Annotated in this window: 21 protein-coding genes and 2 pseudogenes; 9 read left to right on the forward strand and 14 right to left on the reverse strand. The window is 71.5% G+C overall.

Features of this window, described 5'->3' with window-relative positions:
- Window positions 1-35: 35 nt before the first annotated feature.
- Window positions 36-683 (reverse strand): CBS domain-containing protein, encoded by a 648-nt coding sequence (locus ACXJMZ_RS16340; protein WP_457030768.1) that lies wholly within the window; start codon window positions 681-683, stop codon window positions 36-38.
- Window positions 683-838 (reverse strand): hypothetical protein, encoded by a 156-nt coding sequence (locus tag ACXJMZ_RS16345; protein ID WP_457030769.1) that lies wholly within the window; start codon window positions 836-838, stop codon window positions 683-685. Before ACXJMZ_RS16345 ends, ACXJMZ_RS16340 begins: the two co-directional genes overlap by 1 nt.
- 409 nt (window positions 839-1247) lie before the next feature.
- Between ACXJMZ_RS16345 and ACXJMZ_RS16350 the strand changes: the two genes are divergently transcribed.
- Both ACXJMZ_RS16350 and ACXJMZ_RS16355 read left to right on the forward strand, forming a co-directional pair.
- Entirely contained in the window at window positions 1248-2108 is an 861-nt protein-coding gene (locus tag ACXJMZ_RS16350; protein ID WP_457030770.1) for a universal stress protein, read from the forward strand.
- 2 nt (window positions 2109-2110) lie between these two features.
- Window positions 2111-5047: a cation-translocating P-type ATPase gene (locus ACXJMZ_RS16355; RefSeq protein WP_457030771.1), complete on the forward strand. Its 2937-nt coding sequence runs from the start codon at window positions 2111-2113 to the stop codon at window positions 5045-5047.
- Window positions 5048-5359: 312 nt separating this feature from the next.
- Here the strand turns inward: ACXJMZ_RS16355 and ACXJMZ_RS16360 are convergent, their stop codons facing one another.
- From ACXJMZ_RS16360 to ACXJMZ_RS16380, 5 genes are read right to left on the reverse strand one after another with little or no spacing between them, the layout of a single operon-like run.
- Complete coding sequence (locus ACXJMZ_RS16360) at window positions 5360-7951, reverse strand: cation-translocating P-type ATPase (RefSeq protein ID WP_457030772.1); 2592 nt, start codon at window positions 7949-7951, stop codon at window positions 5360-5362.
- On the reverse strand, window positions 7948-8223 hold the full coding sequence (locus ACXJMZ_RS16365; protein WP_457030773.1) for a hypothetical protein: 276 nt from the start codon (window positions 8221-8223) through the stop codon (window positions 7948-7950). The genes ACXJMZ_RS16360 and ACXJMZ_RS16365 overlap by 4 nt, the downstream gene beginning before the upstream one ends.
- Before the next feature lie 57 nt (window positions 8224-8280).
- The gene (locus ACXJMZ_RS16370) at window positions 8281-8667 is read right to left on the reverse strand and encodes a hypothetical protein (protein ID WP_457030774.1); all 387 of its coding nucleotides are present in this window, start codon (window positions 8665-8667) and stop codon (window positions 8281-8283) included.
- 35 nt (window positions 8668-8702) lie between these two features.
- Window positions 8703-8939: a DUF2933 domain-containing protein gene (locus tag ACXJMZ_RS16375; protein WP_457030775.1), complete on the reverse strand. Its 237-nt coding sequence runs from the start codon at window positions 8937-8939 to the stop codon at window positions 8703-8705.
- 51 nt (window positions 8940-8990) lie between these two features.
- Window positions 8991-9233, reverse strand: a complete 243-nt coding sequence (locus tag ACXJMZ_RS16380) for an SHOCT domain-containing protein (RefSeq protein WP_457030776.1) — start codon at window positions 9231-9233, stop codon at window positions 8991-8993.
- A 239-nt stretch (window positions 9234-9472) separates the two neighbouring features.
- On the opposite strand from ACXJMZ_RS16380, the pseudogene ACXJMZ_RS16385 reads away from it, so the two are divergent.
- From ACXJMZ_RS16385 to kdpB, 3 genes and pseudogenes are all read left to right on the forward strand, one after another.
- Window positions 9473-9748: pseudogene (locus ACXJMZ_RS16385) on the forward strand (cupredoxin domain-containing protein); the annotation flags it as partial.
- Window positions 9749-9860: 112 nt separating this feature from the next.
- A complete protein-coding gene (locus ACXJMZ_RS16390; RefSeq protein ID WP_457030777.1) occupies window positions 9861-10355 on the forward strand; it encodes a GNAT family N-acetyltransferase in 495 nt (164 codons plus the stop codon).
- A gap of 376 nt (window positions 10356-10731) precedes the next feature.
- A pseudogene (gene kdpB, locus ACXJMZ_RS16395) lies at window positions 10732-12769 on the forward strand (potassium-transporting ATPase subunit KdpB).
- Here the strand turns inward: kdpB and ACXJMZ_RS16400 are convergent.
- From ACXJMZ_RS16400 to ACXJMZ_RS16415, 4 genes are all read right to left on the reverse strand, one after another.
- Window positions 12770-14326 carry a Na+/H+ antiporter gene (locus tag ACXJMZ_RS16400; protein WP_457030778.1) on the reverse strand — a complete coding sequence of 519 codons (1557 nt, stop codon included), beginning with the start codon at window positions 14324-14326 and terminating at the stop codon, window positions 12770-12772.
- 323 nt (window positions 14327-14649) lie between these two features.
- Entirely contained in the window at window positions 14650-14724 is a 75-nt protein-coding gene (locus tag ACXJMZ_RS16405; RefSeq protein ID WP_380150481.1) for a 50S ribosomal protein bL37, read from the reverse strand.
- Window positions 14725-14742: 18 nt separating this feature from the next.
- Window positions 14743-15564 (reverse strand): SDR family NAD(P)-dependent oxidoreductase, encoded by an 822-nt coding sequence (locus tag ACXJMZ_RS16410; RefSeq protein WP_457030779.1) that lies wholly within the window; start codon window positions 15562-15564, stop codon window positions 14743-14745.
- A gap of 966 nt (window positions 15565-16530) precedes the next feature.
- The gene (locus tag ACXJMZ_RS16415) at window positions 16531-19047 is read right to left on the reverse strand and encodes an ATP-binding protein (RefSeq protein ID WP_457030780.1); all 2517 of its coding nucleotides are present in this window, start codon (window positions 19045-19047) and stop codon (window positions 16531-16533) included.
- 513 nt (window positions 19048-19560) lie between these two features.
- Here ACXJMZ_RS16415 and ACXJMZ_RS16420 point away from each other — a divergent pair.
- The 4 genes from ACXJMZ_RS16420 (at window position 19561) to ACXJMZ_RS16435 (ending at window position 21604) form a co-directional block, all read left to right on the forward strand.
- Complete coding sequence (locus ACXJMZ_RS16420; protein WP_457030781.1) at window positions 19561-19887, forward strand: PadR family transcriptional regulator; 327 nt, start codon at window positions 19561-19563, stop codon at window positions 19885-19887.
- Window positions 19884-20240 carry a DUF1048 domain-containing protein gene (locus ACXJMZ_RS16425; RefSeq protein ID WP_457030782.1) on the forward strand — a complete coding sequence of 119 codons (357 nt, stop codon included), beginning with the start codon at window positions 19884-19886 and terminating at the stop codon, window positions 20238-20240. Before ACXJMZ_RS16420 ends, ACXJMZ_RS16425 begins: the two co-directional genes overlap by 4 nt.
- Window position 20241: 1 nt before the next feature.
- Window positions 20242-20568 (forward strand): DUF1048 domain-containing protein, encoded by a 327-nt coding sequence (locus tag ACXJMZ_RS16430; protein ID WP_457030783.1) that lies wholly within the window; start codon window positions 20242-20244, stop codon window positions 20566-20568.
- 220 nt (window positions 20569-20788) lie between these two features.
- Entirely contained in the window at window positions 20789-21604 is an 816-nt protein-coding gene (locus ACXJMZ_RS16435; protein ID WP_457030784.1) for an alpha/beta fold hydrolase, read from the forward strand.
- 156 nt (window positions 21605-21760) lie between these two features.
- Here the strand turns inward: ACXJMZ_RS16435 and ACXJMZ_RS16440 are convergent, their stop codons facing one another.
- The 3 genes from ACXJMZ_RS16440 to ACXJMZ_RS16450 form a co-directional block, all read right to left on the reverse strand.
- A complete protein-coding gene (locus ACXJMZ_RS16440; RefSeq protein WP_457030785.1) occupies window positions 21761-22480 on the reverse strand; it encodes a hypothetical protein in 720 nt (239 codons plus the stop codon).
- Between the two features lie 587 nt (window positions 22481-23067).
- Entirely contained in the window at window positions 23068-23364 is a 297-nt protein-coding gene (locus tag ACXJMZ_RS16445; RefSeq protein WP_457030786.1) for a hypothetical protein, read from the reverse strand.
- A 281-nt stretch (window positions 23365-23645) separates the two neighbouring features.
- Window positions 23646-25397, reverse strand: a complete 1752-nt coding sequence (locus tag ACXJMZ_RS16450; RefSeq protein WP_457030787.1) for a glycoside hydrolase family 35 protein — start codon at window positions 25395-25397, stop codon at window positions 23646-23648.
- Window positions 25398-25438: the final 41 nt, after the last annotated feature.

Consider the following 25438-nt stretch of genomic DNA (forward strand, 5'->3'; position numbering starts at 1 on the left):
GCGAGGTGTCGTGGTGGCCTGCGACCCCTCCAGTTTCAGCGGTCGGCGGCTGGTTGCCTCGGGCTGCCCGTCCGGTCGGTGACGGACACCACGCCGTCCACCGCCCGGCACAACCGCAGCACGATCGGCACCAGGTAGGCCGGCTCGACGGAACCGCTGAGCACCACCCGGCCCTGCTCCACCTCGACTCCGACCGCCGCCGGGCTGACGCCCTCCGTCCGGCCGAGCACGTCCTCCACGATCTCCTGGCGGATCGTCAGATCGTTCCTCAGGAACACCCGCAGGAGGTCGCCCCGGCTGACCATGCCGACGAGCCGGCCTTCCTCGTCCACTACGGGCAGCCGCTTAACCCCGTGACGCTCCATCAGCCGGGCCGCCGCGACCACGCTCGCGTCGGGCGTCGTGCGGATGGCCGGGCTCGACATCAGCTCCCGCGCGGTCGTCGGCCCGGTCTCCGGGGCCGGCTGCGGGGGCATCAGACCGGCGGGATCCTCCTGTAGCGCCTGAGTGCGCATCAGGTCGGCCTCGGAGACCACGCCCAGCGGCCGGTCCTCGGCGTCCACCACCGGGACCGCGGTGATGCCGTACTCCCCGAGCAGAGCCACGATCTCGCGGAAACCGGTCTGCGGTACGACCCGGATGACCTCGCGGGTCATCATCTCGCCCACGGTTCGGTGCCCCATCACGAACTCCTCTGCTGATCGGCCTGGTCGTACAGGCCCTGAGTGTCCGGCACCGGACGGAAACGCCACGGCCGGCTGTCACGCAGCAGAGGTGCCGCTCCTCCGGCGGCGTCCGGCAGGCGAAGCTCGGCGAGGGTCGGCGAAGGCTCGGCCATGATCGACATCTCCTTGCTCCCCGACTCAGCGGTCGGAGGCGGTTCACAGCACGCCGTGGCTGTCGTGCCAATGTGTCCTCGGCTGCACCGTACGACGATTCACGGCGCACCCACACCTGGTCTCCTTTGATGGAACTCTGCGGCTTCCGAGATGATCGTCGCGCTCACCTCCGCGTGGCTGCATCGCCCCCTGGTGCGAGCTGCTTCCACGGTGCATCGCAGACCACGTGCGGGCCGAGCGGCGCGAAGCCCTGATTCGGGGGCCACTCGCCCGCATCTCTCCGGGCACTGATCGGCCTGCCGCCGTGGGCCTTCCGGCCCTCGCGGCCGGCGCCGGCAGGTCCTACGGTGCCGATAGGGGCAAAGCGCCCGACCGACGGTCGCCGCCCCGCACACCGGTGGAGGAGCCATGACAGCCACCAGCGAACGCCGCCCCATCGTGTTCGGCGTCGACGCCCTCACCCCCGGGCCGATGGCCGTGACCTGGGCCGCCGACGAGGCCGCTCGGCGCGGGCGGCCGCTCCGGCTGATCCACGCCGTACCACCGGTGACCCACGACATCCGGGGCTACGAGGAGGACCGCCACCACAAGGCGCTGAGCGCGCTCGGCGACGAGGCGCTCGACAAGGCCTCCGTGCTCGCCCGCGAGCGGCACCCGCAGCTGGAACCGGCCACGGCCCTCGCCGTCGGCAACCCGGCCCAGGTGCTGTGCCGGGAGTCGCGGCACGCCGAACTCGTGGTGCTCGGCTCGCGTCGGATGAGCCGCTTCGAGGAGCTGCTGAGCGCCTCCTCGGTGGCCGTTCCGGTGAGCGCCCAGGCGCACTGCCCGGTGGTCGTGGTGGGCGAGCCCGAGCACGTCACCCAGGAACCGTCCTACGTGGTGGTCGGCGTCGACGGCAGCGAGTCGTCGGCGGCAGCCGTCGACGTCGCGTTCGACTTCGCGGCCCGCCGGGGCGCCGCGCTGCGTGCCGTGTGGGTGTGGCAGTCACAGCTGATCGCCCACCTCGACGAGCACGGGGCCGTCCAGACGCTGCGGCGGCAGCTGGCCGAGACCACGGCTGGGCGGACCGCTGCCTTCCCCGACGTGCACCTCACCCACGAGGTGATCCGAGGCCACCCGGTCGAGGAACTGGCCAAGGCCTCCGAACACGCCCTCGCCGTCGTGGTGGGGCGCCGCGGCCGCGGCGGATTCGCTGGAATGCGACTCGGCTCAGTACCGCACGGGCTGCTGCACCGCGCCCACTGCCCGGTCATCACGGTCCCGTCCTGACCATGCCCACCGACGAGGCGGGCCGTATCCACCAGACCGCGGAGCCTGGTGACACCGGGATCCCGGACCCGCGCGAGCCGCTCACCCTGCTCTTCCGCGATCTGCGGACCTCCCCACAGGGTCTGACCGAACGCGAAGCGGCCCGTCGCCAGGCGGTGTACGGGCCCAACGCCCTCACCCGGCGCGGCGGTCGGCTCTGGCCCCGGGAGCTGGCGCAGCAGTTCACCCACCCGCTAGCGCTGCTGCTGGCGTTCGCGGCCATCCTTGCCGGCGTCAGCGGCGCGCCCGCGCTCGCAGTGGCGATCCTGGCGGTGATCGTTCTCAACGCGCTGCTTGCCTTCGTCCAGGAGCGTCAGGCCGAGCAGGCCGTGGAGGCGCTCGCCGGCTTCCTGCCCGAGCAGGCCACGGTGGTGCGGGCGGGCCGCCGTCGTGAGGTAGAGGCGGCCGCGCTGGTGCCCGGTGACGTCCTGGTGATCGAGGAGGGCGATCAGGTCTCCGCCGACGCCCGGCTGCTGTCCGGAGGCGTGGAGGTCGACCTGTCCGCGCTGACCGGCGAGTCGGTCCCGGTGTTTCGCTCCTCCGAGTTCGTGGACGGATCCGGCCCGCTGCTGGGCGCCCGCGACCTGCTGTTCTCCGGCGCCGCCTGTACCGGCGGCCAGGCCCTGGCCGTGGTCACCGCCACCGGTATGCACACCGAGCTGGGCCGGATCGCCGCCCTGAGCCAGCGCACCCGCCGCGAGGAGAGCCCGCTGGAGCACCAGGTCAAGCGAGCCGCCCGGCTGATCGCGCTGATCGCGGTCGGTGTCGGCCTGGCGTTCCTGCCGATGGGCCTGGCAGCCGGGCTGTCCCTGGCAGCAGCTGTCACCTTCGCGATCGGCCTGCTGGTCGCCAACGTGCCCGAGGGCCTGCTGCCGACCATCACCCTCGCCCTCGCCTCGGGGGTTCGCGACCTCGCCCGCCGAGGCGCCGTGGTCAAGCGGCTCTCCGCAGTGGAGACGCTGGGCTCGACCACCGTGATCTGCACCGACAAGACCGGAACCTTGACCGAGAACCGGATGCGCGTCACCGCGGTGTGGATCCCCGGCGGTGAGCTCTCCGTCGACGAGGTGCCGGAGGCCTCAGCCGACCTGTGCCTGCTCGCCGACGCGGCAGCCGCCTGCACCACGGCCGACCCGGCGGCCGGCCACGGCGACCCGACCGAACTCGCCCTGCTCGACCTCGCCGACCGCCTCGGCACGCCCCGGCCGCCCGGAGAACGCGACCTCGAGCGCCAGGCGGTGTTCCGTTTCGATCCGCACATCAAGCTGATGACCACCGCCGACACCCGGGGCGACCGGATCGTCCTGCACACCAAGGGCGCCCCGGAGGAGGTTCTCACTCACGCCACCGGCCTGCTGGACCACGGCACCGAGCACCCCCTCACTGCCGCCGACCGCACCGAGGTCGTGCATGCCATCGGCCGCCTGGCGGCGCGTGGACTGCGCGTGCTCGCGGTGGCCCGACGGCCGCTGGCGTCCGGGCAGCCGCCGCCCGCCCGCAGAGAGGAGGCCGAGCGGGCGCTGTGCCTGATCGGCCTGGTCGCCATGGCTGACCCGCCCCGGCCGGAGATAGCCCGATCCATCGAACAGGCGCACCGGGCAGGCATCACCGTGCACGTGGTCACCGGCGACAACGGGCTGACCGCTGCCGCCGTCGCCGACCAGGTCGGCATCGGCCACCGCGGCATGCGGATCGTCACCGGCACAGAGCTGGACGCGATGGGCGACGACCGGCTGGACGCGCTGCTGGCTCGCGGTGAGGAGGTGATCTTCGCCCGTACCTCGCCCGAGGCCAAACTGAGGATCGCCGAGGCTCTGCGTTCCGAGGGCCACACCGTCGCGATGACCGGGGACGGCGTCAACGACGCCCCCGCCCTGCGGCGCGCCGACATCGGCGTGGCGATGGGCCGCTCCGGGACCGACGTCGCCCGCGAAGCGGCGACGATGGTGCTCACCGACGACAACTTCGCCACCATCGTGGCCGCGGTGGAGGCCGGGCGCCGGACCTACGACAACATCCAGAAGTTCATCGTCTACATCTTCACCCACGCCGTCCCCGAGGTCGTCCCCTTCCTGGTCTTCGCGCTCGCCGGCGGCGCGATCCCACTCCCGCTTACGGTGATGCAGATCCTCGCCATCGACCTCGGCACCGACACCCTGCCGGCTCTTGCCCTCGGCCGCGAGAAGGCTGAACCCGGGCTGATGGACCGTCCGCCGCGCCCCCGCAACGAGCGGGTGATCAGAGGGGCCATGCTCGCCCGTTCCTGGGGCTTCCTCGGCCTGATCTCGGCCGCCCTGGTCATGGGCGGCTACTTCCTCACTCTCACCTCGGGCGGCTGGCACCCCGGCGATCCCACCGGCGTGGGCACCCCACTGCATCTGACCTACCAGCGGGCCACCACGGTCGTCTGGCTCGGCATCGTCGCCTGCCAGATCGGCACCGCCTTCGCGGCCCGCACTGAGCACGCCTCGCTCCGATCGGTCGGTGTCCTCAGCAACCCGCAGCTGCTCGGCGGCATCGCCTTCTCGCTGGCTTTCGCCGCCGCGATCGTCTACCTCCCCGCCCTGCACGAGGTGTTCGGCACCGCGGCACTCACCCCGGCGCAGCTCGCGATCGTGGCACCGTTCCCGTTCGTGGTCTGGGGCGCGGACGAGCTGCGCCGGGCCCTGGTCCGCCGCCATGCGGGCGCCTTCCCGGTGCCGGCCGTGCCCGCTCCGCCCGTCCTCGTCCGGCCCATTTCGGAGGAACCCGTCCATCACCCGCTGGCCGTGCTGCTCGCCCGCCATGGCTGGACCGCCCACCGCCTCGTTCACGCGCTGGGCGTCAGCGAGCACGCGGCCGCCGAGATCATCGCCCACGCCCGCAGGGTCGCCGCCGAGCACGGGCGCCGCACACCCTGACCGGATCACCGCCCTGAAGCCCGCGCACCCCAACTCCGGTGGCACCGGTACCGATTGGATCGCCGAACCCTGGGCCCTGGGCAACGGCACCTACCAGGTCGGCGACTTTCCGACCGACTGGTTCGAGCGGAACGACAAGTTCCGCGACGTCATGTGCCGCAACCAGATCGCCATGGGCACCGGGAACGTCACCGCGACCTCGCCACCCGCCTCACCGACTCCTCCGACCTCTATCCACGCCCGGCACCTCCATCGGCCGGCAGCGAGGCGCTCATCGGCGGCGCCGGGACCGTAATTGCGTGCAAGATACAACTACCCTGCTCCTGATCGCCGAGTAGGGCCGTGGCCGACCCGTTCCCTCAACCGGCGACCGGGCCGACCACCAACCCGAGCTGCCGCGAAGGCCACCAGCGCGGCGGCTGCCGCCACTCCGCCGTCGGCCAAGGACAGCGGCTCGGTCTCGAGCACGCCCCGGAGGAACGGCACATACAGCGCCGCGACGCCAAGCCCCGCCGACGCGAGGACGGCCAGCGGGAGGAACAGGTTGGCCCTGGTGAACAGCCGCTCCCGCAGGCCCAGCACCACACCGAGCTGCGCCGCGAGCAGGGCCAGGAAGAGCACGCTCTGCCACGGGTGTCCGGCTCCCTCGGCCCACAGACCGGCGCCCAGGGCGACCACCGTGACCACCACGCCCAGTCGCAGCACTCGCTGCCACAGTCCGGCCCCCAGCACATGCTCGTCCGGCGGCCGGGGCGGCCGCCGCATGGCCCGGGCGGAGACCGGTTCCGCACCGACGGCGACACCGGTCAGCCCATGGGTGAGCAGGTTGATCCACAGGATCTGGCCCGCCCGCAGCGGCACCGCGAGCCCCATGAACGGGCCCAGCAGCATGACCAGGATCTCCGCCGCGCCGCCGGAGAGCGCATAGAGCAAGAAGCGCCGGATGTTGTCGTAGACCCGGCGGCCCTCCTCCACCGCCGCCACCACGGTGGCGAGTTCGTCGTCCGCCAGAACCAGATCAGCGGCCTGTCGAGCCACCTCGGTACCGCGCCGTCCCATCGCCACCCCGATGTCCGCCCGCTGCAGCGCCGGGCCGTCGTTGACGCCGTCGCCGGTCATCGCGGTGACCGCCCCGCCCGCGCGCCAGGCCTCGACGAGGTCGAGCTTCGCCTGCGGATCGGTGCGCGCGAAGACCCGCACCCGCGCCAAGTCCGGCACGGCCCCGGCCGCAAGCTCCCGACCCGTGACCACCTCGGTCTTCGCCCGGCCACCACCCTCCCCGTCCTCCAGCAGCCCGATCCGGTCGGCGATCGCCTGAGCGGTGGCCGGGTGGTCCCCGGTGATCATTACCGGCGTGATACCGGCCCGGTGGCAGGCCGCGATGGTCGCGGCAGCCGCCGGCTTGGGCGGATCGCTGAGTGCGGCCAGCCCGAGCAGCCGCAGCCCCGACTCCACCGGACCGGCGACCTCGTCCCGCAGTCCCGACGCGACTGCCAGCACGCGGTAGCCCCCGGCGGCCAGCCGGGCGGCCGCCTGCCGGGCCTCGTCCAGCAGGGCGGGCCCCGCGTCGAGCACGGCCGGATCGAGTACGGCCTCGGGGGCTCCCTTGAGGCAGATCTCCCGCTGCCCGGAGGGGGTGTGATGCACGGTGGCCATCCGCTTGCGAACGCTGTCGAAGGGCAGCTCGTCGACCCGGGGATACGCCTCGGCCAGGCTGTCGAGGTCGCAACCGGCCTTCGCCGCGGCCACGAGCAGTGCCGCCTCGGTCGGGTCGCCGAGGGCGGTCCACTGCCCGTCGCCCGTCTCCGGCGGCCGCAGCGCCGCGTCGTTGCACAGTGCGGTCACCCGTAGCAGAGCACGGGCAGCGAGCAGCGCCTCGGCGCCCTCGGCCAGCACCTCACCCACCGGCTGGTAGCCCGAACCGGTGAGCGTGGCCTTCCACTCGGGAGCCCACAGCCGCTCGACCACCATCCGGCCCTCGGTGAGCGTGCCGGTCTTGTCGGTCGCGAGCACGGTGACCGAGCCCAGCGTCTCCACGGCCGAGAGCCTGCGGACGACGGCGTGCCGCAGGGCCATCCGGTGGGCGCCGAGTGCCAGCGCGAGCGTCACCACGGCGGGCAGCGACTCGGGTACGGCTGCCACGGCGAGGCTGATCGCGGTGACGGCCATCGCCTCGGGCGCCTGGCCGCGCACCAGCCCCAGCACGAAGACCACCAGGCACAGCCCGACGGTGACCAGGGCCAGCACCCGGCCGAGCCCGGCCAGCCGACGCTGCAACGGCGTGGGCTGAGGGCGTGGCCGCAGCGAGATGGCGATCCGGCCGAGTGCACTGTCCGCACCGGTGGCCGTGACGGTGGCGATCGCCCGGCCGCGCAGCACCGTCGTACCCGCGCTGAGTCCGGCCTCGCCATGCACGTCCTTCTCCACCGGGACGGACTCGCCCGTCAACATCGACTCGTCCACCAACAGCGCGGCAGCCTCGGCCAGTTCGGCGTCAGCGGGGACGATGTCCCCCTCGGCGAGCAGCAGGACGTCACCCGGCACCACACCGGCGGCGGCCACCTCCCGCTCTTCTCCGCCGCGCAGCACCCGCGCAGAGGGGGCGGAGAGCGCCGACAGAGCGGCCACCGCGTTGGCCGCCCGGATCTCCTGAGTGACCCCGACGGTGGTGTTCACGAGGATGACCAACCCGATCACGACCGCATCGGCGTGGTCACCGGTCGCCAGGGTGAGCGCGACCGCGGCGAGCAGGACCAGGATCAGCGGGTCGCGCAGCTGAGCGGCGACCCGGGACCACAGCGGCGGGGCCGACGGCGCGCCAACCTCGTTGGGCCCGTGCTCGGCCAACAGCCGGGCGGCCTGCTCCTCGGTCAGCCCCGCACGGTGGGTGGCGGCCCGCGTCACCGCTCACCCCGCTCTGCTCGCCCGGCCGGGTAGCGGGCGGTGGTGGCGAGCGCCATACCGGCGTACAGCGCAAGGAGTCCGATCAGCCCACCGCCCTCGCGGAAGCCGCCCAGAAAGAACCCGACCACGACATACTGCGGCAGCGCCGGTAACCACCAGTTCACCAGCACCATCCCGCGAGAGTCCCTCAGCCAGAGCCACCGCGAGGGCGGCAGGTCCAACCAGGCCTCCACCCGGACCGGCGCCGGAAGCGGAGCGTCCACGACGATCACCTCCTGAGCACCATGCTGCAGATCGGTACACGCGCTGTCGGCCCGCGCTGAGAGCCGTCACGGTCCGGCACGTTCTCGGATACTCCAAGGCTCCCCCAGGCCAACACCGTCCGCGAGGGGCGGACCGGCCGAGGGAGCAGGGCCGGGCGGACCGCTGCGGCGGTACAGGCAGGGCCAGAACGCCGGTGTGTGGGCCGCGTAGGCGTCCCAGGCGGGGCCGAACTCAGCAGCGACCTCGCGTTCTTCGCTGTCGGCGAGGCGTACGTAGACGTACACGAGTAGCCCGGTGCACCATTGCTCGGCGGCCACCAGCGCGGCGCGTCGGACGCGCAGCCTCGCCAGTGGTGGCCGGCGGGGCTCGTCCGGGCTGACCAGGCGCGCCGAGTCGTAGACCCCGCTGCGAGGGATCAGTGCGGCGAACGTGATCGCGAGGACGGCACCCATGCTGCTCTCACCTCATTCGGCATGTGCGGGCCGAGCTACCGGCCGCCCGTCCGGTGGTGCCGGTCGTTGTTCTTGTGCAGTTGGTCGGTGTCCTGGCGGTGGTCGTCGCCTCCGCCGTGCATGCCGCGCATCATGAAGAACATCATCAGCGGGCAGACGGCGACGATGCCGAGCAGCGCGATGGTGCCCACCGGCACGCCGAGGGCTGGAGCACCGACGACGGCGATGGCGATCGCAATGGCGTACCGGCCGTAGTTCTTGTTGCTTCTCATGGCAGGCTCCCAGGGGGCGCGAGCCGCGCGCTGGTGCTCGGCGCGCAGAACTCATGATCTGGCAGCGTCGCGCAGCGCGCTGAGGCGCTTGCGGTACTCCTGGTCGTCGATCTCGCCGCGGGCGAACCGCTCCCCGAGCAGCTGCTCGGGCGTGGGTCCGGGCGCGGCGGGCGGCGCCGTGGGGTGGGTGTCCGAGCGGCTCAGCGCGCGGAAGAGCAGGACACCACCGACGACGAGCAGCGCCGTGAACAGCAGCATGCTCAGGCTCATCCCGAACCATCCCCACCCGCTCATGCCGTGACTGTCCCAGTACATCATCACGTTCACCTGTCCTCGTTCTTGGCGAACCGGGGCTGATGCTCCTGTTCTCACCTTCATGCTCCCGCTCCGGCCGGTGGCCGGCATGGGCCGTCCGGTCCCATGCCACCGGGCCGGCGGGCCCCTACCCGGGCGAGGCTCGCGAGAGCACAGTGGAAGGACTGGAACCGGGCCTGAGGTGGTGCGCCATGGGTGTCGCCCACGTGGTGGTGGTCATGGTCGCCGCCGTCTTGATCGCAGGTCTGGGCTGGTTCTTCTTCGGGCCGCGCCGGGCCTTGGCCGCGCGGTTGGAGGGCCGGGTTCAGCGGGTGGACGTGACGGTGCGTGGCGGCTATCGGCCGGATGTCATCCGCCTGCGTCAGGGTGTGCCCGCGGAGCTGGTGTTCGACCGGCAGGAGAGCGGCGAGTGCACCTCCCGGGTCGTCTTCCCGGACCTGCGGGTGAGCGCGGCGCTGCCGGCGTTCAAACGCACCACGGTGGCATTCGTCCCGACCGAGGCGGGGCCGCCCGGCAGCGCTGGCTCCCTTCGGACGTGGCCAGTTCACCGCCCCGGACCGCTTCCTCCCCCTCCTCGGGCGCGTTTTCACCAGTGTCACGCCGTGGGTGCGCACCGTCTATGTACAGCAGGCGCCGCCACGACCGGTGTCGCCGTACATCGCGGACTGGGCCCGCCCGTTGCAGCCCTCGGACACGGCCCGCTTCGACCGTTTCGCAATCCGCTGCACCCCACTCGGGCAGCGTCCGACCGAGCCGCACTGGATCTCGCAGACCTGGGGCGGGCACCAGGCGCTGACCGGTGGCGGATTCGCGTGGGGCGCCTTCGTCGGCCCCTTTCTGGCTACGGTCGCCTGCGGGTACCTGGTCGGCCGCGAGCACCTCGATGTCGCGGTGGCGACGGACCCGGCGTTCCGGCGCCTCGATCTCGCCCTCGCCTGTGTGACCGCCGCCACCGCCGCGGCTCGGGCCAACGGCCTGACGCCCACCTGGGCCGCCTCCCAGACCAATCTCGCCAGCCGCGCCCTGGCCGCAGCCGCAGGCTTCCGGCCGGTCCGGAACGAGGTCGTGTACTGGACCGGCCCGGCCCGGCCCGGCTCCTGACTCTTCGTCAGATATCCGGGCCGGGCAGCGTCAGTGTTCTGTCAAGGTCGGCCCCTCGGCCGCCAAGACGATGTCAAAACGGGCCGGCCGACCAGCCGGGCAGTGCTTCGCTGGGCCGCTCCCCCGCCCTGCCGTCCGCCACGGACCATCCTGGAAGGTACCGGAACTGATGCACCGTTCGGCCTGTACACAAGACCCCGGAACTCCACCGGCCTCGGCGGGCCGGACTCCCCCCAGCTGGGCGGCGGCCAGAACGGACTCCCCTCGGCCGGACCCCGCGAGCCGAAACCAGGACTTGTTCCGCCGCCCCGATCGACGATCGGCGGCCACCCCGCCCAGCAACCGCCCGACGTAACCGCCCCGCGCACCCCGCCAGTTGATCGACGCCCGGCAGCTCCGCGCCGCACTGCCCGCCGCGCTGCGCAAGCTGCACCCCCGCATCATGGCGAAGAACCCCGTCATGATGGTGGTGGAGGTCGGCTCCACCCTGACCATTCTGACCGCGGTGATCCACCCGAGTGTGTTCGCCTGGGTAATCAGCTTCTGGCTCTGGCTGACCGTGGTCTTCGCCAACCTCGCCGAGGCCGTCGCGGAGAGCCGGGGCAAGGCCCATGCCGACTCCCTCCGGCAGGCCCAGGCCGGCACCACCGCCCGGCGTCTGCTGCACTGGCGGGTCGGCATCCCGGACCATCGGCACGAGGAGATCCCGGCCGAGCACCTGCTCCTGCACGACATCGTGCTGGTGCGGGCCGGTGAGGTGATCCCCGGCGACGGCGAGGTGGTGGACGGCGTCGCCGCCGTGGACGAATCGGCGATCACCGGTGAGTCCGCCCCCGTGATCCGGGAGTCCGGCGGCGACCGGACCGGCGTGACCGGCGGGACCAAGGTGCTCTCCGACTGGCTGGTGGTCCGGATCACCGCCCGGCCGGGGCAGAGCTTCATCGACCGGATGATCGCCCTGGTCGAGGGTGCGAACCGGCAGAAGACGCCGAACGAGATCGCCCTCAACATCCTGCTGGCCTCGCTCACCATCGTGTTCGTGATCGCGGTGGTCACTCTCCAGCCGATGGCGACCTACGCGGGTGCCCCGCAGTCGATGATCGTGCTGCTGGTCGCGCTGATCCCGACCACCATCGGTGCGCTGCTCTCGGCGATCGGCATCGCGGGCATGGGCCGCCTGGTCCAGCGCAACGTGGTCGCAGTCTCCGGCCGCGCGGTCGAGGCCGCCGGCGATGTGGACGTGCTGCTGCTCGACAAGACCGGCACCATCACCTACGGAAACCGCCGTGCGGTCGCCCTGCACCCCTTCCCCGGCGCCTCCCTCGCCCAGCTCGCCGAGGCGGCCCAGCTCTCCTCGCTCGCGGACGAGACCCCCGAGGGCCGCTCGATCGTCGAGCTGACCAACCGTCAGTACTGGGTGCCGCCCCGGCCTGCCGGCGAGCTGGGCGAACAGTACTTCGTCCCGTTCAGCGCCCAGAGCCGGATGAGCGGGGTGGATCTGGAACTCCCCAGCGGCACCCTCTGCCGAATCCGCAAGGGCGCGGCCAGTGCCGTCGCGCAGTGGGTGGTGCGCTCCGGCGGACGGCTCCCGGCCGAGGCCAAGGGCGTGGTGGACCGGATCGCGGCGGCGGGCGGTACCCCCCTGCTGGTCTCCGTGGAGGACGCCTACGGTGCCAGGGCGCTCGGCGTCGTCGAACTCAAGGACGTGGTCAAGGAGGGCATCGCCGAGCGCTTCGCCGAACTCCGCCGGATGGGCATCCGCACCGTCATGGTCACCGGCGACAACCCGCTCACCGCCCGCGCCATCGCCGCCGAGGCCGGCGTGGACGACGTCCTGGCCGAAGCCACCCCGAGGACAAACTCGCCTACCTGCGGAAGGAGCAGGCGGCCGGCAACCTGGTCGCGATGACCGGCGACGGCACCAACGACGCCCCCGCCCTCGCGCAGGCCGACGTCGGCGTCGCGATGAACACCGGCACCCGGCCGCCAAGGAGGCCGGCAACATGGTGGACCTGGACTCCAACCCCACCAAGCTGATCGACATCATCCGGATCGGCAAGCAACTCCTCATCACCCGAGGGGCGTTGACCACCTTCTCGATCACCAACGACGTCGCCAAGTTCTTCGCCATCATCCCCGCGATGTTCGCCGGCTCCTACCCGGGCCTGCGCCACCTCAACGTCATGGACCTGCACAGCCCGACCTCGGCCATCGCCTCCGCGATCATCTTCAACGCCCTGGTCATCGTCGCGCTGATCCCGCTCGCCCTGCGCGGCGTCCGCTACCAGCCCTCCTCCGCCACCGACCTGCTCCGCCGCAACCTGCGGGTCTACGGCCTCGGCGGACTGATCGTCCCGTTCCTCGGTATCAAAGCCATCGACCTACTGCTGCAGTTCGTCCCCGGCCTCGGCTGATCAGCTGTCAGGCCCGCCGAGCCCGGTCTCCTCCAGGTCCAGATCCCGCTGCAGCCGCCGCCGGGTGGTGGAGCTGACCCGGTGCTCGTCGTAGCGGCGGCGCAGCTCGGCGTTCTGCACGGCGATCACTTCCCGACGCAGGGACCGGTAGACGGAGGCCTCGGTGTCCGGCGAACCGTCGGACTGGTCGGCCGAGTGGTCCAGTCGGGCGGTGAGACTACGGCGCATCCGGGCGAGCACGGTCTCCGGCAGCGCCTCCAGGTCGGCGAGCTGGTCCAGGTGATCGAGGCCCACTCGGGTGAGGCCGTCCCGGGTGACGGCCTCCTCTCGTTCGGTGTGCTCGGGCTCCAGCGCAAGCCCCGAACGGTTCACCACGCCCGCCAGAGTCAGCCCTTGCACGACGAGAGTGAAGACCACCACGGCCGTGGTCAGCACCAGCACCAACGGCCGCCCGGGCAGCGCGGTACCGTCCTCCGCGGCGATCGGGATCGCCAGGGCGGCGGCCAGCGGCATCACACCCCGGGTGCCCGCCCAGGTCACGACGGAGGCAAGTCGCCAGGACGGCCGCCGGCTGCGGGGGCTGACGACGGCCGACAGAGGCAGCATCCACAGCACCCGCAGGCCGACCAGCGCCACCGCGATCGCCAGCGCCTGCAACGGCCACTGCCCCGAATCGCTCGGCAAGTCACGTACCAGGGTCGGTAGTTGCAGACCGATGAGGCTGAACACCACGCTCTCCAGCAGGAACACCACCACCGCGTACACCGCATGCACCTGGAGCCGGATCCTGGCATCGCTCAGGCGGTGTCCGGAGTTGCCCAGCATCACCCCGGCAACCACCACCGCCGTCACACCGGAGGTGTGCACGGACTCGGCCAGCACATAGGCCGCGTACGGGGTGACCAGTGCGATGACCGTTTCCAGCACCGGGTCCTCGGTCCGCCGCCGGATCAGCTTGACCACGCCGGCGACGACCGCTCCGACGGCGCTGCCGCCACCGGCCAGCAGGGCGAACTCCCCGCCCGCATCGGACCAGCCCACCGCTCCGGACGCGATCGCCACGGCGACCGCCACCTTGAACAGCACCAGCGAGGTCGCGTCGTTGAACAGGCTCTCTGCCTGCACCAGCGCCTGCACCCGGCCGGGCAGCGAGAGCCTGCGCCCCAGCGCGGTGACCGCGACCGGGTCGGTGCTGGCGAGCACCGTCCCCAGCACGAAGGCCATCGCGGGAGTCAGCGGGGTCAGGGCAACGGCCAGCGCACCCACCGCGGCGGCCGAAGTCAGCACCAGGCCGAAGGCCAGCGCGGTGACGGGCCGCCACACCGTGCGCAGGTCGCGCACCGAGAGTTCCTCCGCCGAGGCGTACAGCAGTGGCGGTAGCACGATCAGGCCGATGGTCTCGGGCGCGATCCGAACGGCCGGGGTACCTGGCACGAGCGCCACCGCCAGCCCCGCGAGGACCAGCAGGGACGGTGCGGGTATTCGCCACCGGCGTGCCCCGACCGCAACGACCGTCGCCAGCACCACAAGGAACAGAACCGTTCCGACACCGCGCACCTGCACAACCCCCGGTCAAGACTCCCAGGGGCGCCACCGCGACTGTCGCGGCCCGTCCCCCCGCCGACCAGTCTTCCCGGCACACCGTCGCCATCATATCGGCATCAAGAACGTGTGAAGAAGGCCGTACGTGACGTCATCCGCACATCAACAGAACTCCCGCGAACGCAACGCCCTGCCTGCCTCGTGACTGCACAGATCGGGGTGCGCACATGCCACTGCCCCGAGGCGCCGCCGGCCTTCCGGCCGTAAACGGGCAGCGCCCCGGGGCAGCTTTTCAAGCACCCGATGCCGGTGGCACGCGGCATCGGGTGGTCTCGGGCCTAGCGGCAGGCGCCGCGGCCGTGGTTGGCCTTCTTCTTGCGACGGGCCTTCTTCTTACGGGCGCGCTTGGACATGCTTCTCCTGATCCGGGGTCAGAGCTGGGTGACGAGTTGGTCGGCGAGCTTGGCCAGCCGGCGCAGCGAGCGCTCCTCGTGCACGGCGACGGCGGTCGGGGCGATGTCGCCGCCGTCGTAGTACTCGCCGTTGGTGAGGCGGAAGTCGGGCAGGCAGAGCCTGACCACGGCCGCCGCACCGTCGGCGGCGGGTGCGCCGACCCGGCCGTAGAGCGGGAGCAGCGCGGTGTCGCACAGCCCGGGGTTGACACTCACCGAGGTGATGCCGGAGCCCTCGGGGGCCATGTCGCGGGCGGCCATGGTCAGCGCCAGCTGCGACTGCGCGTACGCGGCGACCCGGGAGTACTTCTTCACCCTGTGCGGGTCGTTCCAGTTCATCGAGGCGGTGCGGTGCAGCGAGGAGGAGACGTTGACGATCCGCGCCGTGCCGCCGGCCCCCACAAGCGGGGCGCGCAGCAGCCGGGCCAGCAGGTGCGCGGCCAGGAAGTTGACCTGGAGCGAGACCTCGTTGCCGTCCTCGGTGAGGATGCAGCGCTCGGGCGCCATCACGGCCGCGTTGTTCACCAGCAGGTCCAGCGTCGGGTGAGCCGTCACCACGGTGGCGGCCAGCACGGCCACCTCGCTGAGACGGGTGAAGTCCGCTGCAACCATACGGAGTTGGTCGCGTGATGCACCGGCGGCGACCAGCCGGTCCACGGCGTTCTCACCCTCGTCCGCAGTGCGGGCGTGCAGGATGACGGTGGCACCGTGCGCGGCGAGCAGGCGGGCGGTCTCCCAGCCGATGCCGGAGGAGGCACCAGTGACCAGAGCGGTACGTGCGGACAGAACTGCGTCGGACATGACCCATCCAAGGGTGGCTGGCACTCCCGGGGAGCGGAGCGCGGCATGCGCGCGCCGGGTGCGGGAAGTGCGAGAGGTGTACGGCGGCATTGCCGACCGGGCGGCTTGTTCATCCCTGCCCGGGGCGTGTGAAGAGCGGCGCGGGCGGGCCATAGCGGCCCGCCCGCGGTGCGTCCGGGAACTGGTTCCGGGGAGGAATCGCTACCGGGCGACGGGGACCGCGACAACAGCCAGCGCCCGCGGATGTGGCGGGCGGTCGTGGTGGCGTGTCGAGCGGTTCATGACGCTCATTCAAGTGCACCCGAATCGCCCCGGCAATGGCTGCCCGCCTGCCCTGACGAATCCTTGATGTCCTGTCACCCTGGGGCGTTTCGTGTGCGGCTCATCAGAGCGGTACACGCACACACGCTCACCGATTCGGGGTGGGACCGGTCGGCAGGTGCCAGACGTTGCGGCGGTGGAGCGCCTCGAACCCGCTGACGCCAGCCACGCCCTCGGAGACGTCAAGGCAGCGTCAAAGAGCGGCTCCCGGCAGTCAACGAGGCGTCAGGAACGGGCGACTGTCGGATGACCCGACGTAGCGTTGGACAGGTTCTCGTCAACGACTGCGCGTCTGTCGCGCCTCTCCTGCCATGTGGGCCCGGACCCACCGGCGCCTCGTGAAAGCGGTGTCACCGTGACAGCTCCCGGAGTTCTGCGCACCCGTTCGCCGATGGCCTCCAGCCGCCCTCATAGCTCCGCCCTCACCCTGCTCCTGGCCTTCGCCCGGCGGCTCGCCGACAGTCCACTCGACAACACGGTGTGGCGCGCCCTGGGCGCCCCCACTGCCGCGGGGGCTCCGTCCCGGGCCACTTCGACGGCGACTGACGACCCGTCAGCTGACCGGTCGAAGCGCACCGGTTCGTAGCCGGCGCGGTACGCCCGTGCCTCGCGGCCCCGGGAAGGCGCACGCCGGCCGTCCTGACCTCACGGTGCTGCCCTGCGGAGGCTGAAGACGAAGGTCGTCCCACCGCCGGGAGTGTCCTCGACGGTGAGTTCACCGCCTCCGGCCTCGGTGAAGCCCTTGGCAACGGCCAGCCCCAGACCTGCACCTGCGGGTCCGTGCTCGGCCAGGACCGCACTTCGGTGGAACGGTGCGAAGAGGTGCTCCCGCTCCTGCGGCGGGATGCCCGGCCCCCGGTCGACGACCCGCACCTCCACCCGGTCGGTGACCAGGCCGGCGTCGACTCGCACCGGGGTGCCCGGCGGTGACCAGGTCTGCGCGTTCGTCAGGACGTTGGCCAACGCCCGCTCCAGCAGGCCGGGATCGGCCTCGGCGTCCGGAAGGTCCCCGGCGACCTCGATCACGACGGGTACACCCGTGCCCGGCAGACCGGTCACCGCCGCCTCGACCGCGTCCCGAACCACCACCGGCCGCACGGTCACCGGCAGCTGCCCGGCCTGCAGGCGGCTGAGGTCCAGCAGGTTGGCGACCATCCGCGACAGTCGGTCCGACTCGGTGTCGATGGCCTGGGCCAGTGCCCCGACCTCCTCCGGACGCCGCCGGATGTCGGGGGCCAGCAGGCCGCCCGCCGATGTCTTGATCGCGGCCAGCGGCGTGCGAAGGTCGTGCGCGACTGCCTCCAGCAACGTGGTGTGCAGCGCGTCGGTTCGAGCCAGTGCCTGTGCCCCGGCCGCTTCCTGACCCAGCAGCTCACGCTCCCGGGCGAGGCGCAGCTGGGTGACGAACGGACCGAGCAGGCGGGTGTTCTCCTCGCTGAGGGACGGGCCGGCCAGGACCAGCACCGTCCCGTGATCGAGCTCGGCCGCGAACGCCGCGTCCTCGGGCCGCGCGGGCAGCGGCCCGCCCGAGGACTCCCCCGGCTGCCAGCCGTCCCCCGCCGGGTTCAGGACGCCGGCCGCGTCCAGCCCGAAGGTGCGCCGCAACTCCCCGAGCAGGTCGGGCAGGGTCAGCGCGCCCGAGTGCACCGTCGCACCGGCCAGCCGGGCGAGCGCCTGCGCCTCGGCCCGGGCGCGGGCCGCCTGCTGCGAGCGCCGGGCGAGGTTGTCGATCAGGTGGCTGATGATCCCCGCCACGGCCAGGAAGACGAGCAGGACAACCACCTCGGCCGTGCGCTCGACCACCAGGCTGTGCCACGGCTGGGTGAAGAAGTAGTCGGCCGCCAACGCCGCCGCCACCGTGGCGCCGGCGGCAGGTGCCAGACCACCGAGGCGGGCCGTCGCCGCAACGACCAGCAGCAGGCACAGCAGCACCCCGGACAGGCCCAGCGAGCCGCGCGTCGGCGCCAGCAGCGCGGCCAGCGCCACCGCTCCCGCCGGCCCCAGCAGCCAGCCCGCCCACCGTCTGCGCGGCGGTACGGCTGCGGGCCGCCGCCGGCCCGGTGAGCGCGGAACGGTGAGCATTTCCGGCGTGGGCGGTGGCAGGACCCGCACGTCGATCGGCCCGGCCAGCCGGACCACCCGGTTGATGACCGAGCCGCTGACCAGCTCCCGCAGCCGGGTGCGGCCGGTCGGGCCCAGCAGGATCTGGGTGGCGCTCTCGGCCCGGGCGAAGTCGACCAGCGCCCGGGCGATGTCGGTGCCGCTGACCTCGACGTAACTGCCGTGCAGCTCCCGCAGGAGCTGCCGCTGGCCCGCCAGCTCCGGCGGCTCGGCGCGCACCGTGCCGTCGTCGATCCGCACGTACACGCCGATCAGCTCGCCGTGCACCCGCGCGGCGGTGCGCGCGCCACGACGGATCAGGTGCTCGCCCTGAGGCGCTCCGTTCAGGGCGACCAGAATCCGTTCCTTCGTCTCCCACGGTGCCTTGATGCCGTGCCGGGCGCGGTAGTCGGCGAGCTCGTCCTCGACCCGGTCGGCCAACCAGAGCAGCGCCAACTCCCGCAACGCGCCGAGGTTTCCGGCCCGGAAGTAGTTGTTCAGCGCGGTGTCGATCCGGTCCGGCGGGTAGACGTCGCCCTGCGTCAGGCGCCGCCGCAGCGCCTCCGGGCTCAGGTCGACCAGCTCGATCCGGTCGGCGGTGCGCACCACGGCGTCCGGGATCTGCTCGTGCTGGGCGATCCCGGTGATCTGCTCCACCACGTCGTTGAGGCTCTCCAGATGCTGGATGTTGAGCGTGGTGGCCACGTCGATCCCGGCGCCGAGCAACTCCTGCACGTCCTGCCAGCGCTTGGTGTTGCGACTGCCGGGCGCGTTGGTGTGGGCCAGCTCGTCCACCAGGGCCAGGGCCGGCCTGCGGGCCAGTATCCCGTCCAGATCCAGCTCCCCGAGTTCCAGGCCCCGGTACCGCACCGTGCGGCGCGGCAGCACCGGCAGGTCCCCGAGCTGCTGCTCGGTCCCCACCCGCCCGTACGTCTCCACGAAACCGACCACGACGTCCAGGCCGCCTTCATGCAGCTGCCGGCCCTCGGCGAGCATGGTGTAGGTCTTGCCCACCCCCGGCGCCGCCCCCAGGTAGACCCGCAGTCTTCCGCCGACGGCCACCAGAGCACTCCCTCCAGCCGGATGCCGATCCGAGGTCCTCTCCCCATGGTCGCCGACCACTGGCCAGAACGGGCTCGGGCCGGAACGGACCTCAGGAGCGGTCCGGGTACATCACGGCCGGCACCAGGGAGCAAGTAACCCATCGGTACCTTTCAGGGCTTTGCCACGGCGGTCTTCCTCGGCCGGCGGGGCACGGTCTTCTCGCGGTCGAGGTGTCCGTAGACCGTGGAGCGGGGGACGTTGAACATTCCGTCAATCTGCTGGACGTTCTTCTCGCGAGCGTCGTAGAGCTGCTGGGCAGTTCGGCCTGATCCGGAGTCAGCTTGGGGCGGCGCCCGCCGACCTGGAGATGCTGCCGATGGCGCACCTCGCGGTGTGCGGAGATCTTCCTTCGCTTCGCGGATCGCAAAGTCCGGTCCGTGCTTGCCGATCGCTGACATCCACCACTACTCGGTGGTACCGTATAGTGGTACTCGGTACTACGCAGTACCGCTAGGCCGAGGAGGACTCGCGATGGACGACCTGACGGAGATGCTGAAGGGCACGCTCGAAGGGTGCGTGCTCGAAATCATCGGCAGCGAAGACACCTACGGGTACGCCATCACCCGCCAGCTGAACGAGCTCGGCTTCACCGACGTCATCGAAGGGACGGTGTACACCATCTTGCTGCGACTGGAGAGGAACGGACTCGTCCAGGTGACGAAACGACCATCCGGGGTCGGTCCGCCGCGCAAGTTCTACGCGCTCAACGACGCCGGACGCAAGGAACTCGCGAAGTTCTGGGCGAAATGGCAGTACGTCTCATCACGCATCAACAGGCTCAAGGAGGGCGGGAGATGAACTTCTGGGAGACCATCACAGGCAGCGATCTCACCAGGGAGTGGAAGCGGTTCGAAGCCCGGGCCGAGGCCCTGCCGGACGACTACCGGGCGGCGTGGGAACAGATCAAGAGCCACCTCTTCCCCCATGCGGGCTTCACCGGCCGCAACCTGATGCCGATCCTCGACGCCGCCCTGGGGCTGCTCGAAGAAACGGCGGCGGACGGGCAGAGCGTCCACGAGGTGCTCGGCGACGACATCCGAGGCTTCTGTACGGCGCTGGTCGGTGGAGAAGGGGCTCGAACCTATCGCGACCGCTGGCGCGAGCAGTTGAACAGGAACGTCGCAAGGAAACTGAGCCGGCTGGGAGGCTGACGTGAGCATCCAGGACATCATCGAGGGCAAGAAGCAGTGGCGGGCGCACATGGCTCGGGTCAAGGCGCTCCCGCCGGACTACCAGATCGTCTACAAGGAGATTCAGAAGTACCTCTTCAAGGTCGGACCGATCGACCTGCCTGACGGGCCCCTGCTCCCCGGGATCGTCGACTTCTTCGAGGAGGGCGCCGCCGCGGGCAAGGGGGTCTTGGAACTCATCGGCAAGGACGTCGCCGCGTTCTGCGACGACCTGATCAAGGACTCACGCACCTATGCGGACGTCTATCAGGAGTCCATCAGCGGGGAACCCGGCACGGCCACGAAGTAATACCCGTCGCCTCATGCCAGTGGGCGCAGCCCGCACGCGCGGTTCGTTCGCATCGGCGCAGCGCGAACAGACGCGGGCCGACCGGCTGTCAGAAGCTGCCGCAGATCCCGTCCACCCGAGGTGGTCGAGCGGGCCGGCGAGACCTGGCTCAGCCAGGCCAACGCCGGCAACCTCCCGGAGAAGTCGGACCAGACACACTCACACAACCAGGTGGAACGCAATGACCAACAACAGCGCATCCTCAACCGATTCGAAGTGGACCGGCATGGTGCCGGTCGACGATACGGCCCTGGCCGTCACCGACACCGGCGGTTCCGGCATCCCCGTGGTCTACCTCAACGGCCAGTTCGCCACGCAGGGATACTGGCGGCGGGTCATTGCCGACCTGGGCGCAGGGTGGCGGCACATCACCTACGACGAGCGGGCCCGCGGCAGGAAGTCACAGCGTTCGGCGGATTACTCGTTCGAGGCCGCCGTCCGGGATGTCGACGCCGTGCTCGCGGCCCGGGGCGTGGACCGGGCGCTGGTGGTGGGCTGGTCCTACGGAGCGTTCGTCGCGGCCCACTGGGCCAGCCGCAATCCGGACCGCGCCGTGGGCGCGGTCCTGGTCGAAGGCGCACAGCCGTACGACTGGCTCACCGAGGACATGGAAGAGGGGATCCGGAAAGCGTTTCGGCGGTGGGGCTGGTTCATGCCGCTGCTGCGCCCGACGGGTCTGACCCCGCGGATGAACGCCGAAGAGATGGCGAACAGCAACATCGAGCTCGGCAGGCTCGCCCGCGTGCGCGAGCTGGGCCCCGTCCTTGACGACATCACCGTCCCGGCGCGGTACGTGGTTGCCTCGGGTGAGTCCTTCGGCAGTCAGGGTGAGCACGAACAGATACGCACCAGCCTCCCTGCGGTGACCGAACGCAACCCCAACATCCAAATCAGTGCGAAGGTCCCCAGCAACCACGGTGCGATCCTGCGTAAGGACTTTCGCGCCGTCGCCGATGCCGTACGTGAGGTCGCCGCTCTCGACCGCAGCGAGCGCTGAAGAACACGGCCGGCGGACTGACGACAGCTACATCGGATGCGCTCGTTCGGCCCAACGAGGCGCACGACAACGAGAGACACAGGGGATCTGACCCACTGAAAGCTGCCGGCGGGTTACTTGCTCCCTGGTGTCCGAGCAAGGACTACGCGGCCGTCATCAGGTCTCGTGCTCCAGCAGCTGCACAGCATGGGCAACTTGCCTACATACGGCGACCGGTCCGACCAGGGTGCGTTCGACAGGCTCGGGATCCTCGGCGTGCATCAGCGCCGTGGCGAGCGCGAGGGCGGCGGTCGCCGCGAGACAGCGGAGCGCCCTGCTGACCGTCCTCACGCTGGCCCCCGGCCTGAGCCTCACGACACGGGCCGAGCACCACCTGGTGGTCGCCAAGAGCAACGCGTACGACTCGGTGATCGCGCTGAGCCGGGCCCGCGCGTCGGCGTGGATCCGCTCGACGGTGACGGCGTTTGCGGCGGTCACCTGTTCCGCGGCGGGCAGCAGCTTCTGCCGGAGCAGGTCGGTGGCCTGGCGGTAGGCCTCCAGTGCTGGGGGCGAGGGCTTGGCCGCCGGGGATCCGGCTTGTTCCGCGAGCAGTTGGGCCCGCGCCACCAGCACCTCGTAGCGGCCGAGTTCGGCCGGCACGGTCTGTACGGCTAGCTGTCCCGCCGGGTCTCCGACGGCGGCTTCGGCGGCGCGCTGGAGATCCCCGGTCGCCTGGGCGCGGCGCTGCTCGTAGGTGTCGAGGGTCTGCCTGCGCAGGACCGTGCAGTCGGGATCGGCGCCGACCAGCAGGAGGTTGGCGGCCTGGGCATCCATGTCGCTGAGTGCGAAGGCGAGGTCGGSGGCCCGCACCCCCTGCGGGCCGGCGGACGGGTCCATCTCGGTGGTGGAATCCGACGGGCCGGATCCGCGGTGCCGGGGCTGCCCGGCGCCGGGTCGACCGCTCGGGCCTGCTTCGATACGACCGGTCCGACCGGTACCCCCACTGGCATGACCGCGCGCCTTCTCCCTCGCCGGCGGACCGCCGGCGTTCCCCCGGAAGCACCGCGGGGCAGCATCACCTGCCCGCCGACGCTACGACCGGCGGGCCCGACGACTGCCGCCCCTGACGCGGCCTTGACGTGCTGCGGCCGGTTTCTGACGCATCGTTGGCGCGGCCTGCCCGGAAACGGCCGAGGGCGCGGAACGGCTCTGGCTGTACTCGAGACCGCCACCCCTGGCGGCCCCGCCCCCCGTACAGCCGAAAATGAACCGCTCTCGCGCCCTCCTCATCACCTGGCCGCCGACGGTGTCCCGGTGAAGTTCTCCATCGGCGTGGAACGGAACCACTCCGCAACGGAGCAGCCCCGCGTCCTCAAGGAGGAAACTACGCCCCGGAAGCTCGCCATCCGCTTTCCTTGCGCTCCCTTGGCGCCGCTCCGGCCGATCTTGACGCCCCGTTGGCAGGGCCCCGTACCTCCGGTGGCTCACGGCCGGGCAGCGTGCAGGGCTGCCAGAAACTCCTCCGGCGCCACCAGGCTGATCCTCAGCTCCCGCAGCCGCAGCGGCAGAACGAGCACGGAGCAGCGGCCCTCCGGTGCCAACTCCAGTACGACGATGCCGTGCGAGGAACCGTTGACCAGCCAGTGCCCTCCGAAGCCGTGCACACCCCATCCGGACACCCTGCGCCCGTCCCGGCGGGCCTCGACGATCGAACCCGGCGCTATGTCGGCCCGGAACGCCCACCCCATCCGGACCCGGACCGCCTCCGGTCCGACCGTCACGGTGGACCGTCTCCGCGAGAGGCCGCCGATCCACCCGAAGGGGATGAACCACTTGTCATGGCGAATGGCGAAAGACGGCAGGGTTGTCAGGACCAGCTGGAGGAAGAAGACCTTCCGGGCCAAGCTTCGCGGGGCCGCCCCGGGCTCGGTGGCCCGGCGCGTCGACCGACTTTGGGCTCATATTCCCTATTCATCACGCCTTTGCGTGGCGCCGGCAAGGAGCGTCGGTCCGCCCGCCGGKCGCGGTACGGTCCGCAACCGGCGGGCAGCCCGGCGGCGGGCTACTCCTCCGTCGGCCCGAGGTCCGGGGTCTCGCGCAGCTCGACGGTGAGCGCGCGGTGGGCGGCGTGCAGCTCCAGCACGGTGATCTCGTTCGACCCCGGACGCAGGACGGGGCCGGGCACGTAGAGCGAGCGCTGCGGGCCCCGGGACCAGTAGCGGCCGAGGTGGAACCCGTTGATCCAGACGTTGCCCTTGGTCCAGCCGGGCAGGTGGACGAAGGTGTCGGCGACCTCGTCGATCCGCACGGTGCCGCGGTGGAACGTCGGCCCCACCGGCGCGGTGCCGGTCTCGGCGAAGGCGAGTCCGTCCAGCGAGGTCAGCGGCAGCGGGCGGCTGCTCCAGCCGGTCAGTTCGGTGCCGTCGAGCAGGACCCGGCCCAGCAGTCCCTTGCGGTCGTGGACGCCGGAGCCGTAGTTGACCCGGCCCTGGTTCTCCACCAGCACGCTCAGGACGGCGTCCGCCCGGGGCACGGTGAAGGCGATCGCCCGCTCGTGGTTCTCGCGCTCCAGCACGCCGATCGGCTGGCCGTCCACGAAGACCTGGGCGCGGTCGCGGACCGATCCCACCTCCAGCAGGGCCGGCCCGGCGCTCGGCAGCGCGGTCTGGTACAGGACGTAACCGAAGTCCTGCCCCAACTGCTCCATGGTGAGCGGGCGTTCGGCGCGAACGGCGGCCCCGAGGGCCGGCAGGTTCGCGAACAGCGGTGCGCTGCTGGTCAGTTGGACACCAGCCGCGCCGATCCTGGCGGCCGGGCCGGGTATCGGCTCGGCCGGGACCGGCGCGTACTTGGCGATCACCTGACGGAACGCCTGGTACTTCTCGGTCGGGTCGCCGGCCTCGTCGAGAGGGGCGTCGTAGTCGTAGGAACCGACCGTCGGCCGGTAGGTGTGCTTGTCGTTGGCGCCGTTGGTGAAGCCGAAGCTGGTGCCGCCGTGGAACATGTAGAGGTTGACCGACGCGCCGGTGGCCAGCAGCGTGTCCAACTCTTGGGCGGCCTGGGCCGCGTCGCGGACCACGTGGTGCCCGCCCCAGCGGTCGAACCAGCCGATCCAGAACTCGGTGCACATCAACGGCCCGTTCGGCTGGTGGGCCCGCAGTGCGGCGAGGCCCTGCTCGGCGCGGCTGCCGAAGTTGGCCGTGGCCAGCACCCCGGGCAGCGAGCCGCGCGCCAGGTCGGCGGGCTGGTCGCAGGTGAACAGCGGGACGTCGACGCCGAGGCGGCGGAGCAGCTGCTCCAGGTGCACCAGGTGGGCGGGGTCGCCGTCGTAGGCGCCGAACTCGTTCTCCACCTGGACGGCGATGACCGGGCCGCCGTTCGTCGACAGGTGACGCCGCAGCGGTGCCAGCAGCAGCTCGAAGTAGGCGTCCACCGCCGCGAGATAGCGCGGGTCCTGACTGCGCAGCAGGATGCCGGGGTCGGCGAGCAGCCAGGAGGGCAGACCGCCGCCCTCCCACTCCGCGCAGATGTACGGGCCGGGCCGCAGCAGCACGTGCAGCCCCTCGGCGGCGGCCAGGTCGAGGAAGGCCGGCAGGTCGAGGCCGCCGTCCAGCCGGAACTCGTCGGGGCGGGGCTGGTGGAGGTTCCACGGCACGTACGTCTCGACCGTGTTGAGACCCATCAGGCGGGCCTTGCGCAGCCGGTCGGCCCACTGCGAGGGATGGACGCGGAAGTAGTGCAGGCCGCCGGAGATGATCCGGAACGGCTCGTCGTCGAGGCGGAATCCCTCGTCGGTGATCTGCAGGACGGGCATGAGCTGCTGCTCCTGGGAGTTCGGTGTTCGGCGCAACGGTG

Source organism: Kitasatospora sp. P5_F3 (assembly GCF_054049135.1).

Bases quoted from the DNA above. Each gene is read 5' to 3' on its own strand.
- ACXJMZ_RS16375 (WP_457030775.1), bottom strand. From the start codon at position 8,939: ATGAGAAGCAACAAGAACTACGGCCGGTACGCCATTGCGATCGCCATC.
- ACXJMZ_RS16420 (WP_457030781.1), top strand. From the start codon at position 19,561: ATGGACGACCTGACGGAGATGCTGAAGGGCACGCTCGAAGGGTGCGTG.
- ACXJMZ_RS16340 (WP_457030768.1), bottom strand. From the start codon at position 683: ATGGGGCACCGAACCGTGGGCGAGATGATGACCCGCGAGGTCATCCGG.
- ACXJMZ_RS16450 (WP_457030787.1), bottom strand. From the start codon at position 25,397: ATGCCCGTCCTGCAGATCACCGACGAGGGATTCCGCCTCGACGACGAG.
- ACXJMZ_RS16410 (WP_457030779.1), bottom strand. From the start codon at position 15,564: ATGTCCGACGCAGTTCTGTCCGCACGTACCGCTCTGGTCACTGGTGCC.
- ACXJMZ_RS16425 (WP_457030782.1), top strand. From the start codon at position 19,884: ATGAACTTCTGGGAGACCATCACAGGCAGCGATCTCACCAGGGAGTGG.
- ACXJMZ_RS16355 (WP_457030771.1), top strand. From the start codon at position 2,111: ATGCCCACCGACGAGGCGGGCCGTATCCACCAGACCGCGGAGCCTGGT.
- ACXJMZ_RS16345 (WP_457030769.1), bottom strand. From the start codon at position 838: ATGGCCGAGCCTTCGCCGACCCTCGCCGAGCTTCGCCTGCCGGACGCC.
- ACXJMZ_RS16435 (WP_457030784.1), top strand. From the start codon at position 20,789: ATGACCAACAACAGCGCATCCTCAACCGATTCGAAGTGGACCGGCATG.
- ACXJMZ_RS16350 (WP_457030770.1), top strand. From the start codon at position 1,248: ATGACAGCCACCAGCGAACGCCGCCCCATCGTGTTCGGCGTCGACGCC.
- ACXJMZ_RS16380 (WP_457030776.1), bottom strand. From the start codon at position 9,233: ATGAGCGGGTGGGGATGGTTCGGGATGAGCCTGAGCATGCTGCTGTTC.
- ACXJMZ_RS16370 (WP_457030774.1), bottom strand. From the start codon at position 8,667: ATGGGTGCCGTCCTCGCGATCACGTTCGCCGCACTGATCCCTCGCAGC.